The sequence below is a fragment of the Actinomadura coerulea genome (assembly GCF_014208105.1).
GTDB classification, from domain to species: Bacteria; Actinomycetota; Actinomycetes; order Streptosporangiales; family Streptosporangiaceae; genus Spirillospora; species Spirillospora coerulea.
Map to the genome: position 1 here is coordinate 290,830 of NZ_JACHMQ010000001.1, position 14,360 is coordinate 305,189.

14 protein-coding genes are annotated in these 14,360 nt (G+C 73.1%); 9 read left to right on the top strand and 5 right to left on the bottom strand.

Features of this window, described 5'->3' with window-relative positions; translation table 11 throughout:
* Positions 1-33: 33 nt before the first annotated feature.
* Genes BKA00_RS01395 through BKA00_RS01405 form a run of 3 tightly spaced genes read right to left on the bottom strand, consistent with a single transcriptional unit; the run spans position 34 to position 2,962 of the window.
* A complete protein-coding gene (locus BKA00_RS01395; RefSeq protein WP_230299205.1) occupies positions 34-1,683 on the bottom strand; it encodes an MFS transporter in 1,650 nt (549 codons plus the stop codon).
* Positions 1,684-1,731: 48 nt separating this feature from the next.
* Positions 1,732-2,292 carry a GNAT family N-acetyltransferase gene (locus BKA00_RS01400; RefSeq protein ID WP_185023192.1) on the bottom strand — a complete coding sequence of 187 codons (561 nt, stop codon included), beginning with the start codon at positions 2,290-2,292 and terminating at the stop codon, positions 1,732-1,734.
* 52 nt (positions 2,293-2,344) lie between these two features.
* Positions 2,345-2,962 carry a CGNR zinc finger domain-containing protein gene (locus BKA00_RS01405; protein ID WP_230299206.1) on the bottom strand — a complete coding sequence of 206 codons (618 nt, stop codon included), beginning with the start codon at positions 2,960-2,962 and terminating at the stop codon, positions 2,345-2,347.
* Between the two features lie 105 nt (positions 2,963-3,067).
* Between BKA00_RS01405 and BKA00_RS01410 the strand changes: the two genes are divergently transcribed.
* Together BKA00_RS01410 and BKA00_RS01415 are read left to right on the top strand one after the other, a co-directional pair.
* Positions 3,068-3,322 carry a hypothetical protein gene (locus BKA00_RS01410; protein WP_185023193.1) on the top strand — a complete coding sequence of 85 codons (255 nt, stop codon included), beginning with the start codon at positions 3,068-3,070 and terminating at the stop codon, positions 3,320-3,322.
* Positions 3,319-3,672 carry a VOC family protein gene (locus BKA00_RS01415; RefSeq protein WP_185023194.1) on the top strand — a complete coding sequence of 118 codons (354 nt, stop codon included), beginning with the start codon at positions 3,319-3,321 and terminating at the stop codon, positions 3,670-3,672. The genes BKA00_RS01410 and BKA00_RS01415 overlap by 4 nt, the downstream gene beginning before the upstream one ends.
* Positions 3,673-3,685: 13 nt before the next feature.
* Here the strand turns inward: BKA00_RS01415 and BKA00_RS01420 are convergent, their stop codons facing one another.
* The gene (locus BKA00_RS01420; protein WP_185023195.1) at positions 3,686-5,077 is read right to left on the bottom strand and encodes an aminotransferase-like domain-containing protein; all 1,392 of its coding nucleotides are present in this window, start codon (positions 5,075-5,077) and stop codon (positions 3,686-3,688) included.
* Between the two features lie 22 nt (positions 5,078-5,099).
* On the opposite strand from BKA00_RS01420, the gene BKA00_RS01425 reads away from it, so the two are divergent.
* Entirely contained in the window at positions 5,100-6,065 is a 966-nt protein-coding gene (locus tag BKA00_RS01425) for a DMT family transporter (protein ID WP_230299207.1), read from the top strand.
* Here BKA00_RS01425 and BKA00_RS01430 read toward each other — a convergent pair.
* Complete coding sequence (locus BKA00_RS01430) at positions 6,055-6,231, bottom strand: hypothetical protein (RefSeq protein ID WP_179278875.1); 177 nt, start codon at positions 6,229-6,231, stop codon at positions 6,055-6,057. The two genes, BKA00_RS01425 and BKA00_RS01430, sit on opposite strands and share 11 nt — an antisense overlap.
* A 239-nt stretch (positions 6,232-6,470) precedes the next feature.
* Between BKA00_RS01430 and BKA00_RS01435 the strand changes: the two genes are divergently transcribed.
* From BKA00_RS01435 to BKA00_RS01460, 6 genes are all read left to right on the top strand, one after another.
* Positions 6,471-7,505: a glycoside hydrolase family 18 protein gene (locus tag BKA00_RS01435; RefSeq protein WP_230299208.1), complete on the top strand. Its 1,035-nt coding sequence runs from the start codon at positions 6,471-6,473 to the stop codon at positions 7,503-7,505.
* 137 nt (positions 7,506-7,642) lie between these two features.
* On the top strand, positions 7,643-7,864 hold the full coding sequence (locus tag BKA00_RS01440) for a hypothetical protein (protein ID WP_185023197.1): 222 nt from the start codon (positions 7,643-7,645) through the stop codon (positions 7,862-7,864).
* A 155-nt stretch (positions 7,865-8,019) separates the two neighbouring features.
* Entirely contained in the window at positions 8,020-8,958 is a 939-nt protein-coding gene (dapA, locus tag BKA00_RS01445) for a 4-hydroxy-tetrahydrodipicolinate synthase (RefSeq protein WP_185023198.1), read from the top strand.
* Entirely contained in the window at positions 8,955-10,640 is a 1,686-nt protein-coding gene (locus BKA00_RS01450; RefSeq protein ID WP_185023199.1) for a ribonuclease J, read from the top strand. Before dapA ends, BKA00_RS01450 begins: the two co-directional genes overlap by 4 nt.
* 99 nt (positions 10,641-10,739) lie before the next feature.
* Complete coding sequence (locus BKA00_RS01455) at positions 10,740-13,394, top strand: DNA translocase FtsK (protein ID WP_185023200.1); 2,655 nt, start codon at positions 10,740-10,742, stop codon at positions 13,392-13,394.
* Positions 13,395-13,537: 143 nt separating this feature from the next.
* Entirely contained in the window at positions 13,538-14,290 is a 753-nt protein-coding gene (locus BKA00_RS01460) for a helix-turn-helix domain-containing protein (protein ID WP_185023201.1), read from the top strand.
* Positions 14,291-14,360: the final 70 nt, after the last annotated feature.

The window sequence follows — 14,360 nt, forward strand, 5'->3', positions numbered from 1 at the left end:
GTCACCGCTTGTTCTCGTGGGACGACAGGGGGTCTAGCGCTTCGATTCTTCCCGATGAAGATCAGTGCTCGGGCGCAGCCGCAGCGCGGCCCCGAGCCCGAGGGCGAGGATCGCCGCGGTGGTCAGGGCCGCGTTCCTGGTCGCGACGGCGAGGCTGGCGTCCGCGGCGTGCGCCTCGGCCGCCAGCCCGGGCGTGTCGTGAAGATCACGTCCGGAGGTCCCGGCGCTGTGGCGCAGGTCGTGGGCGACGGCCGCCCGCCGCTCCGGGCTCAGCGACGAGCCCGCCAGCCGGTCGGTCATCGTGTGCCCGAGGCTCGTCGCGAACACCGTCCCGATCGCGGCGATGCCGAGCGCCGCGCCGACCTGCCGGGCCGTCGACTGCGTGCCGGACGCCTGGCCCGACTGCGCCGGCGGGACGTCCGCGAGCGAGACGTTCGCCAGCTGCGCCGACGTCAGCCCGAGGCCCAGCCCGTACAGCAGCATCCACGGCGCGAGTCCGAGCCCGCCGGTCGTCGCGGAGACGGTGAGGGCCAGTCCGAGGACCGCGGCGACCTCCATGACCATGCCGATCTGCACGACCCGGTGGGGGCCGCGCCGGTCGGCGAGCCTGCCCGCGCCGCCGCCGGACACGAACGCGCCGACGGCGAGCGGCAGGATCGCCAGGCTGATCTGCAGCGGGTTCGTGCCGTGGACGCCCAGCAGGAACAGCGGCAGCACGAACAGCAGCCCGAGCTCGCCGACGTTGACCAGTGCCGAGGTCAGGTTGCCGCGCCGGAAGTTCGGGATGCGGAACAGCGCGAGGTCGAGCATCACCGGCCGTCCGGCCGCCGTCCGGGACCGCTCGACCACGACCAGCGCCGCGAGCAGCACCGCGCCGAACGCCAGGACCACGGGGACGGGGGAGAGGGCGGTCTCCGGCCAGCGGAACCCGCCGGCCGTGAACGGGCGCGTCGCCGCCCACCAGCCGTACGTCTGCCCCTCGATGATCCCCCAGACCAGGGCGCCGAGGCCGAGGGCGGCCAGCGCGCCTCCCACCCAGTCGATCTCGCGCCGCACGCCGCCCGGCACGGGCGAGCGCGTCTCGGGCATGAACCGGAGCGCCCCGGCGATCAGGACGGCGCCGAGCGGCAGGTTCACCCCGAACGCCCACCGCCAGCCGCCGCCGGTGGCCAGGGCCCCGCCCACGAGGGGCCCGAGCGCCGCCATGCCGCTGATCATCGAGCCCCAGATGCCGAAGGCGACGGCCCGGTCCCGCCCGGTGAACACCGCGTTCACCGTGGACAGCGTCGCCGGCATGAGCATCGAGGCCCCGATGCCCTGCAGCGCCCGCGCGCCGATCAGGGCCGCGCCGCCGGGGGCCAGCGCGGCGGCGAGGCTGGCCGCCGCGAACACCGCCACCCCGAGCACGAACATCCGGCGGCGCCCGACCAGGTCGCCCGCCCGCCCGAACGGGATGAGCAGCGCGGCGAACACCAGCGAGTAGACCGAGGTCGCCCACTCCGCGCCCGAGGTCGAAAGGTTCAGGTCGGAGACGATGCGGGGCAGCAGCACGCCCACGATCGTGGCGTCCACCACCACCAGGGAGACGCCGAGGCTCATCACGACCAGGCCGAGCCGGCGATGCCGGGCGGAGGGCGCCGGTGCGGAGGCACGGGGCGGCGTCAGGGAAGTGGACTCGGGCACGACCTCCAAGATATGGCCGGATCGCCTGTGCGCCTCACCGACCCCTGGCTAGGGGGCCGCCCCGTCAGGCGGGGCGCTGATGTCGGTGTGCAGCCGGATCTGCCGGACGGGCTCGCCCATGTCGAGCGTCCGGGCCGTCCCGTCGGGCGCCCACCCGGCCGAGCCGAGGAACGTCCGCGTCACCTCGTCGCCTTCGAACACCCAGGAGACCAGGGTCGTGAAGCCGTCCTCGCGGAGCAGGTCGACGGTGGCGGCGAGCAGGCGGCTGCCGTGGCCGGCCCGCGTGTGCAGGGGGTCGACCAGCAGGGTGATCAGCTCGGCGGCGCCGGCCGGGTCGAGGTCGGCGTCCTCGGCCGGGGCGTGCGCGGCGAAGCCCACGACGAGGTCGGACGCCACCGCGACCAGCAGCCGGTGCCGGGGGCTCGGCGGCGCCGTCGCCGCCTCCGCCCACCGGTCGCGCCATCGCTCCACCGCGGCGTCGCTGGTCACCTGGCTCAGGACGTCCGCCGGCAGCAGGTCGCGGTACCCGTGCCGCCACGCCCGCACCTGGATGCCGGCGACGGCGGCCGCGTCCGCGCGCCGCGCGGGCCGCACCCCAACATCCGCCATGCCGTGCTCACGTCCTCTCGCCGGGATCCCGGCCCACCCTAGCGAGCGCCCGCTACGCGGGGGCGCGCCGCCGCGCCCGGTAGGCGCGGGTCTTGGTGCGGTTGCCGCAGACCTTCATCGAGCACCAGGCGCGCGAGCGGTTCTTGGAGGTGTCCAGGAACGCCCAGCGGCAGGTGTCGACCTGGCAGGTCTTCAGGCGCGGCCAGGTTCCGTCGGCGACCGAGTCCATGACCGCGGCGGCGATCCGGGCCAGGCCGCCGGGGACGGCGCCGGGCGGGTCGAGCGGGACGAGCGCGGGACGCGGCCCGGCCAGGGTGACGCGCAGCGGCAGGGCGGCCAGCACGTCCTCCAGCTCGTCCGGGATGTCGGCCTCGTTCGGCCCGTGGTGGGTCTCCATGGCCTCCCGGAGCCCCTCGCGCAGCGCGACGGCGGTGCGGACGTCGGCGCCCGCGGCCCCGGCGCCCTCGGGCACGAGCCCGCGTCCGGCCAGCCATCCGGCGAGCCCGGCGGGCGTCGCGATCTCGTCGGTGGCGGACTCGACGTCGAGCGTGTTGACGAAGTCCGCCAGCAGGAGCGCGGGGTCCGCGGGGGGCGGCTCCGCGTCGGCCGACGGCGGCGCGGGATCCCCGCCCGTGTCGGTGCCGGCCATCGCGCCCTCCTGCTCGTCCATGGGAACTCTACCAAGTGCCGACACCGGCATAAATCGTTCACCGGTTGCGCGAATCACAACACCAGCATTACGGTTTAGACGGTGTCAACGAACGGGAGGACGACCATGAACGAGCTGCCGTACTTCGCGGTGCTCGCGCAGCGCCATGCCTGGGCCGAACGCGAGTACGCCCGCCTGCACGCCGACATCGTCGAGGCGAGGCTGGTCGCCCGCGAGCGGGCGCGGGAGCGCGCCGCCCAGAAGCGGGCATGGGTCCGCGCCCGGGTCGGCGGGCTGCCCCGGCCGTGGCGCACGTCCCCCGCTCCGTACTGCGCCCGCGCCGCGGCGCACTCCGTCCGCGCGGCGGGAGTCGCGCGATGAACCCCAGGGTCGGCAACCTCGTCATCGACTGCACCGACCTCGGCGTCATGGGGGCCTTCTGGGGCGGCCTCCTCGGCATGAAGACGACGGAGTGGAGCGAAGACTGGCTCGACCTGGAGCCGCTCGGGACGGGCGGGCCGATCCTGTCGTTCCAGCTGGTCCCCGAGGGCAAGAAGGTCAAGAACAGGCTCCACCTGGACCTGGACGTCGCGGACATCCGCTCGGCCGGCGAGCGGGCGGCCAGCCTCGGCGCCACCCCGGCCGCCGGGCCGATGGGGAACCCGGAGCGCCCGTTCCAGGTCTGGCGCGACCCCGAGGGCAACGAGTTCTGCTTCTGCACCGCCTCATGACCGCGGGACGGCCCTATGACCGCAGAACCGATGCGAGGCGGCGCACGCCCTCGGCCAGCTCGGCCTCCGACGCCGCCGTCCCGTAGCTGATCCGCAGGTGGGGGGCGGGCGCCTCGGCGGGGAAGAACGGACGCCCCGCGCTGACCAGGACGCCCGCCCGCAGCGCGGCCTCGGCCAGCGCGGTGTCGTCCACGCCGTCCGGCAGCCGGGCCCACAGGTGCAGGCCGCCCGCCGGGCGGTCCACCCGCAGCTCCGGCAGGTCGCGGGCGAGCGCGGTGAGGAGCGCGTCCCGCCGGGAGCGAAGGGCGGCCCGGACGGTCCGCAGGTGGCGCGGCCACCCCGGCGAGCTGACCAGTTCCAGCAGCGTCTCCTGCAGGGGCCTCGCGGGGAAGAACTCCTCGACGAGCTGGGTCGCGCGGATCCGCTCGGCGACCGGCCCCCGGGCGACCACCGCGGCCACCCGAAGGCTGGGCGCGGTCGCCTTGGTGAGGGACGCCACGTGCACGACGCGGCCGTCGGCGTCCTGCGCGATCAGCGGCGGCGGGGGAGCGTCGACGCCGAGGTACCGCGCGTAGTCGTCCTCCACCACGAACGCGCCCGCCGCGCGCGCCGCCTCCAGCACCCGCTCGCGCCGCCCGGCGTCCAGCACCGTGCCGGTCGGGTTGTGGAAGGCGGGCTGGGTGTAGAACACGCGCGCCCCGCTGATCGCGAACGCCTCGGCCAGCAGGTCGGGGCGGACGCCGCCCGCGTCCACCGGGACGGGCACCGGGTGCAGCCCGCTCGCCCGCGCCACCGCCAGGACGCCCAGGTACGTCGGCGACTCGACCAGCACCGGGGAGCCCGGCGGGAGCAGCGCGCGCAGCACGGTCGTCAGCGACTGCTGGCCCCCGCTCGTGATCAGCACGTCGGCGGGGGAGACGGCGCCGCCGACGGTGCGGGCGAACCAGGCGCGCAGCTCCGGGGCGCCGCCGAGCCGGGGCATCTCCCACGCGTCCGGGCGCCGGGCCGCCCGGGCGGCCGCCGTCGCGAGCGCCCGCACCGGCTGGAGCGCCGGGTGCAGGTAGCCGCCGCTGAGCGCGACCACGCCGTCCGGCGCCGGGGTGAGCAGCCACGACACCCCGGACGGGTCGACGGACCGGTCGCCGAGCGTCAGCGCCTGCCAGCCGAAGTCGGCCGGTCGCGCGGCGGCCTCGGCCCGCGGCGCGGCGAACGCCCCGCTGCCCGGCCGCGTCACCACCAGCCCCTCGGCGGCCAGCAGGCCGAGCGCCCGCGACACCGTGACCGGGCTGACCCGGTGGCGCTCGACCAGCGCGCGGCTCGACGGGAGGCGCTCGCCGGGGCTCATCCGCTGGACCTCCGCGCGCAGCCTCCCGGCCAGAGCCGCCACACTGCTATCGTCTTTCATGAGAATTAAAGATAGCGCTACTGTGCCCCGGCCGATAGCGGCCGCCACCTCCGGGAGAGGCCTCGGACTCGCGGCACTCGGCGTCCTGACCTTCTCCCTCACCATTCCGACCACGGTCTTCGGTCTTGAGGGGCTCGACCCCTACGTGATCGGCATCGGCCGGTCCGCCGCCGCGAGCGTCCTCGCCGCCATCGCACTGCTATCGGTCCGGGCCCGGCCGCCGCGCCGGGGACAGTGGGCGAGCTTCGCGGTCGTCGCGGCCGGAGTGGTCTTCGGGTTCCCGCTGTTCTCCACCCTCGCGCTCGACCACGGCGCCTCCTCCGCGCACTCGGCCGTCGTCGTCGGTCTGCTGCCGGCCGCCACCGCCGTGCTCGGGGTCCTGCGCGCGGGGGAGCGCCCCTCCCGCGCCTTCTGGCTCGCGAGCGCGGCCGGCGCGGCCTGCGTCACCGGCTTCGCCCTGGTCCGGGGGGCGGGCCGCGTCACGCCCGCGGACCTGCTGCTGTTCACCGCCCTCCTCACCTGCGCCGCCGGCTACGCCGAGGGCGCGCGGCTGGCCCGCGACATGGCGGGCTGGCGCGTCATCTCCTGGGCGCTCGTCCTGGCGGCCCCCGTCACCGTCCCGGTCACCGGATGGCTGCTCGCCACGACAAGCCCCGACTGGACGGCGCACGCCGTGCTCGGCTTCGGCTACGTGTCCGTCTTCTCCGCCTACCTCGGCTTCTTCGCCTGGTACGAGGGACTGGCGCGGGCCGGGATCGCCCGCGCCAGCCAGATCCAGTTGACCCAGCCCATGCTCACCCTGCTCTGGTCGGGCGTCCTCCTCGGAGAACGCATCGACGCCACGACCGCTCTGGCGGCCGTGGCCGTGCTGGTCTGCGTGGCGCTCACCCAGCGCGCCCGCGTCCGGCGCGCCCTGCCCGACGCCGCGCACGCCGGCGCGGCCGAGACCGTGCCGGGCGTGCGCGGCGCGGATGGGGTCAGTCCTTGACGATCTGGGCCAGGAGCGTGATGACCGCCACGCCCACGCCGATCGGGATCGCCAGATCCGGAGCGGCGGCGGCGAGCGCGGCGGCACCGATCGCCACGAGGACGATCACGAGGGCCCGTGTGCTGATCAGGGGGCGGGGCTCACCCTGCCTCGGTGGGACTCGCATGCCGGTAGACCTCCATCCGTGTGGACGGTAAGGACCGGGCGGCTCCCCCATCGAGACCAACGGGCCGACACCACGAGCCGCCTCGTGAATACAAGGTTCCCCTCTTGTCAACCGCTGCCGCGCGCGGCGCGCGATCACGTCCCAACCATGATCGTTTTATGGCCGGATCGTGGGGCGAGGCAGGGGCGCCGCTGGGACGGCGGGCCCTCGGCGCCGGGCTCGTCCGACATGATTGCGTGATGCGCGTTATGGGGCGGATCGGTCGGACTCTGGGATGGGCGGCGGCCTACGTGCTCGGCCTCGCCGCGCTGGTGCTCGCCGGGGCCTGGGTGTGGTGGCAGCCGGAACCGCACGCGCGCGGCACCGAGGCCAACGCGCTCTGGGCGCGGCACCAGTGGGTGGGGGAGCCCCACAGCGACGCCGAGTACCGGGCGCTCGGAGAGCTGCTGAAAGAGAACCGCATCACCGATGTCTTCTTCCACGCGGGGCCGTTCGAGGCAGACGGCACCGTGCCGGAGGCCAAGTACCGCTACGCGCGGCGACTCCTCGCCGCCGTGCGCCAGTACGCGCCGGGCGTCCGCGCGCAGGCCTACCTGGGGCAGATCCGGACGGTGAACGGCAAGGGCGTCATCGACCTGGACGATCCCGCCGTGCGGGCGAGGGTCCTCGGGACGGACGCGACCTTCCTCGACCTGGGATTCGACGGCATCCACTACGACTTCGAGCCGATCTACCCCGACGACCGCGCCTTCCTCGCGCTCATGGACGCCACCCGCGAACTGACGCGGTCGAAGGGGAAGCTGCTGTCGGTGGCGCTGGAGCAGCAGACCCTCCTGGACGCGGCACAGCCCGTCTACAAGGCGCTTCTACCGCGCACGGGGAAGCTCCACTACCCGCCGCGCCCCACCCGGGACTTCCTGCGCGCCGTCGCCGACCGTGCCGACCAGGTCGCGATCATGACCTACGACGTGTCGCTGCCCACGCGCTCCCTCGCCGGATGGCACTTCGCCCGGCACACCCGCACGACGCTGGAGCTCATCGGCGACCGCACGACGGTCTTCATGGGCATCCCCACCTACCGGCCCCTCATGGAGTGGGCGGAGGACCTGCCGGTCGCCCTGCGCGGCGTCCGGCGCGGAATCGATGATCTCAAGCGGCCGCCGAGGCGGCCGTACGGCGTCGGCGTGTACGCGGACTGGACGACCAGCCCGGCCGAATGGTCACGTTACCGCGCCACCTGGCTACCCCGAGCGACAGAAAGTTTTGGCGGCTGAGAAACCCCCGCCGCGACGTTCCGAAACTCGCGTCTTCCCAGGTAAAAAGGGGTGGATACCCGCACAATCCCGGGGGTAGTGGAGGGTGCGGAAGGTCAAGCCTCGACAGGCGATGGCAAGGGAAGTGGGGACGGCCCATGGGCACTCAGCAGTCCGCGCGGCACGACGCCGACCGCATCGGCGAACTTGCGGCCGAGTTCGCCGGATGGCGGATCGGCCGGGGCGGGTCCGGGCAATGGTGGGCCGTCCGGGGGAACGATCTCGTGCGCACGCACGACGTCGAGGAGCTCCGTGTCCGCCTGCACGAGATGACCGCGGGGTCACGTTATCCAACCGAGTCCGGGACGTGGCCGGACTGACCCCGTAACGCGGCATTTGCGTGCCACGATGTCGGTTGTGGGAGCCGTCGCCACGCGTACCCCCGAGCGTGTGGCGACGGCTTCCTCCCGTTTTATCCCGTTCCGCTTCGACCTGCGGGTCCAAGTGGAACGGCCGGAACGGTACCGTTCGTTGCATGGCACCCAGCACATCCACTGACGCTCCGTTCGGACGGATGCTGACCGCCATGGTCACCCCGTTCCTGCCGGACGGCGGCGTCGACTACGACGGCGCCGCGCGCCTCGCGACCCACCTGGTCGACGACCGGCGCCACGACGGCCTCGTCGTCAACGGGACGACCGGCGAGTCGCCCACGACGAGCGACGAAGAGAAGAGCGAACTCCTGCGCGCGGTCATCGAGGCGGTCGGCGACCGCGCAGTGATCATCGCCGGTGCCGGCACCAACCACACCGAGCACAGCCTGAAACTCGCGCGGCAGGCCGAGGCCGCGGGCGCGCACGGCCTGCTCGTGGTCACGCCGTACTACAACAAGCCCCCGCAGGAGGGGCTCGTCCGCCACTTCACGGCGGTGGCCGACGCGACGGCCTTGCCCAACATGCTGTACGACATCCCGGGGCGCGCCGGGGTGCCGATCCAGAACGACACACTCGTGAAGCTCGCCGACCACCCGCGGATCGTCGCCGTGAAGGACGCCAAGGGCGACCTGTTCGGCGCGTCCAGGGTGATGGCCGAGACCGACCTCGTCTGGTATTCCGGTGACGACAACCTCAACCTGCCGTGGCTGTCGGTCGGGGCGGCGGGGTTCGTCAGCGTGGTCGGCCATGTCGTCGGGATCGAGCTCCATGAGATGATCGACGCATACCGCGCCGGCGAGCACGGGCGGGCGCTGGAGATCCACCGGCGCCTGCTGCCCGTGGTCGCCGCCATCATGACCCGTACGCAGGGCGCCATCGCCGTCAAGGCAGCGCTGAACCTGCTCGGCCTCCCCGGAGGCGGCCCGCTCCGCGCGCCGCTGGTGGAGGCCTCGCCGGAGTTCGCGGCGCGCCTGCGCGAAGACCTCACGATAGGGGGAGTCAAAGTGCCTGAGGTCGTCATTCCGGAGGTCGCCCGGTGAGCCATCCTCACCCGGAGCTCTCGGATCCGCCCGCGCCGCCCAAGGGGGGTCTGCGGATCGTCGCGCTCGGCGGGCTGGGGGAGATCGGCCGCAACATGACGGTGTTCGAGTACGGCGGTCGCCTGCTCATCGTCGACTGCGGCGTGCTCTTCCCCGAGACCGAGCAGCCCGGCGTCGACCTGATACTGCCCGACTTCGAGTACATCAGGGACCGGCTGGACGACATCGAGGCCGTCATCGTGACGCACGGCCACGAGGACCACATCGGCGCCGTCCCGTACCTGCTGCGCGAGCGCCGCGACATCCCGCTGGTCGGCTCGCGGCTGTCGCTGGCGCTGCTGGAGGCCAAGCTCACCGAGCACCGCATCAAACCGGTGACCCACGTGGTCGCGGAGGGTGAGCGCCGCGCGTTCGGGCCGTTCGACTGCGAGTTCCTCGCCGTCAACCACTCGATCCCGGACGCGCTCGCCGTCGCCGTCCGCACGCCCGCCGGGCTCGTCCTGCACACCGGCGACTTCAAGATGGACCAGCTCCCGCTGGACGGCCGGCTCACCGACCTGCCCGGGTTCGCCCGGCTCGGCGCCGAGGGCATCGACCTGCTGATGTCGGACTCGACGAACGCCGAGGTGCCCGGCTTCGTCACCAGCGAGCGCAACATCGGGCCGGTCGTCGACGAGGTGTTCCGCACCGCGCAGGGGCGGCTCATCGTCGCCTGCTTCGCCTCGCACATCCACCGCGTCCAGCAGGTCCTGGACGCCGCCGTCGCCAACGGCCGCAAGGTGTGCTTCGTCGGGCGGTCCATGGTCCGCAACATGGGCGTCGCGCGCGAACTCGGGTACCTGAACGTGCCCGAGGGCATCATGGTCGAGCAGAAGGTGATCGACGACATCCCCGGCGACCGGCTCGTGCTGGTGTGCACCGGGTCGCAGGGCGAGCCGATGTCGGCGCTGTCGCGCATGGCCAACCGCGACCACTCGATCCGCATCACCGGGCGCGACACCGTGATGCTGGCGTCGTCGCTGATCCCGGGCAACGAGAACGCGGTCAACCGCGTCATCAACGGCCTCACCCGGTGGGGCGCCCGCATCGTCCACAAGGGCAACGCCCTCGTGCACGTGTCCGGGCACGCCTCGGCCGGCGAGCTGCTGTACGTGCTCAACGTCACCAGGCCGGCGAACTTCATGCCCATCCACGGCGAGTGGCGGCACCTGCGGGCGCACGCCAAGCTCGCCGCGCTCACCGGCGTGCCGGAGGACGGCATCGTCATCGCCGAGGACGGCGTCGTCGTCGACCTCGTGGAGGGCCAGGCCAAGATCGTCGGCGCGGTGCCCGCCGGGTACGTGTACGTGGACGGCCTGTCGGTCGGCGAGGTCACCGAGACCTCCCTGAAGGACCGGCGCATCCTCGGCGAGGAGGGGTTCGTCTCGATCGTCATCGGTCTCGACTCCACCTCCGGCAAGCTCGTCGCCGGTCCCGAGGTGCACGCCCGCGGCGCCGGCATCGTCAACGAGGACTTCGACGAGGTCATCGCGCGGATCGAGGACGTCCTGCGGGACGCCGCCGGCGACGGCGTGAACGACGTGCACCAGATCAGCCAGCTGATCCGGCGCACCGTCGGCAAGTGGGTCAGCGAGAACTACCGCCGCCGCCCCATGATCATCCCGGTGGTCGTCGAGGTCTAGCGGCGTGTCGGACGGGCGGAGGGCCGCGGCCCTCCGCCCGTCCGACACGCCCGCCCGCCATCCCGGGAACCACGAGGGTCCTTGGTTACTCTCATAACCATGGCCACACGTGCGTCTGGAGGCGCGAAAGCCTCCTCGCGTGCGGGGGGCACGGCGGCTCGCAAGCCCGCAGGTACGGCCCCCCGGAAGCGACCGAGCGGCAACTCCAAGGGGGGCCGCGGCACCGGCCGCGGGCGCCCCCCGCAGAAGCCCGACCCGATCCCCCAGGCGGTCCTCGGGTTCTTCAAGCTCCTGTTCAGGCTGTACCTTCTGGCGGCCGTCGCGGTCGGGTCGGTGTTCCGCGCCTACGGGAACGGGGCCCGCAACCTCGACCCCGAGCACCGCCGCGACGGGCTGGGGCTGGCGCTGCTCGGCTCGTCCATCGTGCTGGCCTCCGTCACCTGGTTCCGGCCGGACGGCGTCGTCACCATCGCGCTGGAGAAGGTCGTGCGCGGCGGTCTCGGCATCATGGCGATGGTCCTGCCCGTGCTGCTGGCGCTGCTGGCGTGGCGGACGCTGCGCCACCCCGAGCACCACGAGGACACCGGCCGCGTCGTCATCGGCATCACCGCGCTCGCCGTGGGCGTCCTCGGCATCCTGCACATCGCCGCCGGCGTCCCGTCCCCGGCCAAGGACATGGACGCCGTCCGCGAGTCCGGCGGAGTGGTCGGCTGGCTCGTGTCGGCCCCCCTCGACGCGGCCCTGAGCGGGTGGGTGGCCGTCCCGCTGCTGCTGCTCCTGTCCGGGTTCGGGCTCCTGGTCGTCACCGCGACGCCGATCGCGAAGGTGCCCGAGCGGGTCGCCGACCTGTGGGCGATGGCCACGCTCCAGAGCCGCCCCGACCGCCCCTCCGCGGACGAGGCCGCGGAGGAGGGCGCGCCGAAGAAGCGGCGCCGCAAGGGCAAGTCCGGGGAAGGCGACGAGCTGGAGGTCGGCGAGCACTCCAAGCCCTACGACACGCCGCTTTTGGAGGACCAGCCGAAGAAGGCCGACCGGCCCCGCCGCGACCTCGCCGACGAGCTGTTCGAGCCCGACCCGTTCGGCGCGCAGGTACCGCCCCCGGCCCCGCCCGCCGACGCGCCGATGGACGAGCACGTCGCCGGCGAGTCCATGGCCGCCGACCCGATGGCCGCGGATCCGATGGCCGCCGAGCCGATCGCCGGGGCGGCGGAGGCCGAGCACCCCGAGGTGCGCGACCCGACGCCGGCCCCGCGCCGGACCGAGCAGCTGCCGCTGTCGTCGTCCGGCGAGATCTACGTGCTGCCCGATCCGGCGGCGTTGCGGCCCGGCAGTGTGTCCAAGCCGCGGACGAAGGCCAATGACACGGTGGTGAACGCGCTTACCGGGGTGTTGGAGCAGTTCGACATCGATGCGCAGGTCACGGGGTTCACGCGGGGGCCGACGATCACGCGGTACGAGATCGAGCTGGGTCCGGCGGTGAAGGTGGAGAAGGTCACGGCGTTGACCAAGAACATCGCGTATGCGGTGAAGAGCGCCGATGTGCGGATCATCTCGCCGATTCCGGGGAAGTCGGCGATCGGGGTGGAGATCCCCAACACCGACAAGGACATCGTCAGCCTCGGTGACGTGCTGCGCTCGCCTGCGGCGACCAACGAGCATCATCCGATGATCGTGGGTTTGGGCAAGGACGTCGAGGGCCGCACGGTGGTGGCGAACCTGGCGAAGATGCCGCACATCCTGATCGCGGGCGCCACCGGGGCCGGCAAGTCGACGTGCATCAACGGGCTCATCACCTCGGTCCTGATGCGGGCCACCCCGGACGAGGTGCGGATGATCCTGGTCGATCCCAAGCGGGTCGAGCTGACGATGTACCAGGGCATCCCGCACCTGATCACGCCGATCATCACCAATCCCAAGAAGGCCGCCGAGGCCCTGGAGTGGGTCGTGGGCGAGATGGACCGCCGCTACGACGACCTGGCCGCCTCGGGGTACCGGCACATCGACGACTTCAACAAGGCGGTGAAGGCGGGCAAGCTGGTGCCGCCGCCCGGCAGCGAGCGCGTGTACACCCCGTACCCGTACATGCTCGTCATCGTCGACGAGCTGGCCGATCTGATGATGGTCGCGCCGCGCGACGTGGAGGACTCGGTCGTGCGCATCACCCAGCTCGCCCGCGCCGCGGGGATCCACCTGGTCCTGGCGACCCAGCGACCGTCGGTGGACGTGGTCACCGGGCTCATCAAGGCCAACGTGCCGTCCCGGCTGGCGTTCGCGACGTCCTCGCTGTCGGACAGCCGCGTCATCCTCGACCAGCCGGGCGCCGAAAAGCTCGTCGGGCAGGGCGACGCCCTGTTCCTGCCGATGGGCGCGAGCAAGCCCATGCGCCTGCAGAACGCCTACGTCTCGGAGAAGGAGATCCACAGCGTCGTCGACCACTGCAAGGGGCAGATGGAGGCGAGCTACCGGGAGGACGTCGCCGCGGCCGGCGCGCCGAAGAAGGAGATCGACGAGGAGATCGGCGACGACATGGACCTGCTCGTCCAGGCGATCGAGCTGGTCGTGTCCACCCAGTTCGGGTCGACGTCGATGCTGCAGCGCAAGCTGCGCGTCGGGTTCGCCAAGGCCGGGCGCCTGATGGACCTCATGGAGAGCCGCGACATCGTCGGCCCCAGTGAGGGCTCCAAGGCGCGGGACGTGCTGGCCAAGCCCGACGACCTGCCGGGAGTGCTCGCGGAACTGCGCGGCGGCGGCTGAGCGCGGTGCCGGGGCCTTGCGGAATGATGCGAAATCTTGCCCTGTTTCGAACGTGTTGGCAGTCGCCGAACGGGCAGGCCCGTTCCTAGACTGGTCTCACAGTCGTGCGAGATCGGCCACGAACTCCTCAGAGGAGGCCCGGCGTGAGCATCGGTGAGACCTTGGCGGAGGAGCGTCAGCGGGCCGGTCTCTCGGTGACACAGGTGAGCCTCCAGACGCGCATACGCGAGACCGTCGTCCGCGGCATGGAGGCCGACGACTTCTCCGCGTGCGGGGGCAACTTCTACGCCCGCGGCCACATCCGCAGCATCTCCCGCGTGATCGGCATCGATCCGGAACCGCTCGTCGCCGAGTTCGACGCCGCGCACGGCGGCGCCCCGCAGCCGGTCTCGGCGGTGTCGGCGTTCGAGCCGGAGCAGCCCGTCGCGTTCCGCGAGCGCCGGTCGCCGAACTGGAGCGCCGCGATGGCGCTCGCCCTCACGCTCGTGGTCGTCTACGGGATCGTCCAGGTGGTCGGGCACGGCGGCGGCGGCGAGCGGCGCACCGCGCGGCAGGTCGCCGGGACGCCCGCGCCGTCCCCCGCGCCGGCCGCGCCGGCCGCGCCGAAGAGCAGCGCCCCGGTCGCCGAGGCGCCGCGCACCAAGGTCGAGGTGCGGGTCGAGGCGAAGCGGGCGACGTGGCTGAACGTCCAGGGCGATCAGGGCAGGTCGCTGTTCAGCGGCATGCTGCGCGAGGGCGACCAGAAGAGCTTCAGCGCCAAGAAGAAGGTCCGGCTCGTGATCGGCGTCGGCGGCAGCGTCAACCTGACCGTCAACGGCAAGGACCTGGGCTCGCCCGGCAAGGGCAAGGGCGTCCAGCGGCTGACCTTCGACCGCGGCGACCCCGAGTCGGCCTGATCGGGGGACCGGGCGGGGACCCGCGCCTTGCGCCGCCGCACGAAACGTCTCCCGTCAGAAGGCCGCGGGC